This is a genomic window from Streptomyces viridochromogenes, assembly GCF_001270495.1.
In the GTDB taxonomy this organism is placed as follows: Bacteria; Actinomycetota; Actinomycetes; order Streptomycetales; family Streptomycetaceae; genus Streptomyces; species Streptomyces viridochromogenes_A.
This window is the reverse complement of record NZ_LGUR01000108.1, coordinates 1-430: the sequence shown is the minus strand read 5'-3', so window position 1 is coordinate 430 and position 430 is coordinate 1. Positions and strand designations below refer to the sequence as shown.

Here is a 430-nt window from a genome sequence, read left to right as displayed (position 1 = left end):
GACGACGCTCCCGGTGTCCATGTGGTCGGCCAGCGGCCCGGTGAGGTCGCGGCAGCTCTCGCCGAGCGCGCGGTTCGCCGCGCGGAGGGCGGCGAAGGAGGAGTCGCTGTCCGGGTAGAGCAGCGCCCCCTGGGCGGTGACCCGGTCCGAGTCGCACTTCACCGGGTTGCTGCGGCCGACGCCCCGCGGGTCGAAGCCCACGATGTCGAAACGCGCCAGCAGTTCGGGCGAGAAGGCGTCGGGCGCGCCGAGCGCGAAGTCCACGCCGGAGCCGCCCGGACCACCCGGGTTGATCAGCAGCGAGCCGATCCGGCGCCCGGGGTCGGTGGCCAGGTGGCGGGCGAGGGCCAGATCGATGGTGGCGCCGTGCGGCCGCTTCCAGTCGACGGGGACCTTGATGGTGGCGCACTCGAAGTTGGCCAATGCGCCC

The 430-nt window shown here is 74.0% G+C and carries 1 pseudogene; it reads right to left on the bottom strand.

What is annotated here, in order from left to right:
• A pseudogene (locus ADK36_RS11815) lies at window positions 1–430 on the bottom strand (alpha/beta fold hydrolase); the annotation flags it as partial.